Genomic DNA, 515 nt, shown 5'->3' with positions numbered 1-515 from the left:
AACAGGGTGGGCAGATCCCGTCTGCTGTTGGAGAAACGATTGGTAAACTCAAAGCCATTGTCCGTCTGCACGCACTCCACCCGGATACCTCGGCGGGCATACCACTTGAGCAACTTTTTTAGGAAGTCGGCAGAGGAATAGGTGTTTTGCTCTGGGTAGGCAGTCAGAAAACGCAGGCGGGTAAACTCGTCAATGGCGGTGTACTGGTAGAGGCGGAGTTGCGAGTCTGCAATACATTTGCGGGGCACCACTTTTACGTCCACCTGGACCCGCTGGCCGGGATAGGTCATCTGCTCGTAAGGCTTTGGTTTATACACTTTTTTCTTTGAAACAGCAGGAAATAGCCCTAGTTTGCGCATGACTCGGAACAAGCTCTCCGGACGTCGGGTATAACCCCGTAGCCGCAGCCGATGCCACAGCTCCACCATGCCCAGATCTGGATTGCGGCGGCGCATATCCCGAATCAGCTTCAGTTCTGTCTCCGTATGCTGATTTGGATGGCTATGGGGACGTCT

General features: G+C 54.0%; 1 protein-coding gene. It reads right to left on the bottom strand.

Features of this window, described 5'->3' with window-relative positions:
* A partial coding sequence (locus tag ACESSO_RS16990) for a DDE-type integrase/transposase/recombinase (protein WP_373166725.1) occupies nucleotides 1-455 on the bottom strand: 455 nt, incomplete at its 3' end.
* Nucleotides 456-515 lie beyond the last annotated feature (60 nt).

This window comes from Agathobaculum sp. Marseille-P7918 (assembly GCF_964248325.1).
GTDB lineage: Bacteria > Bacillota > Clostridia > Oscillospirales > Butyricicoccaceae > Agathobaculum.
This window is presented reverse-complemented; position numbering and strand designations above follow the sequence as displayed.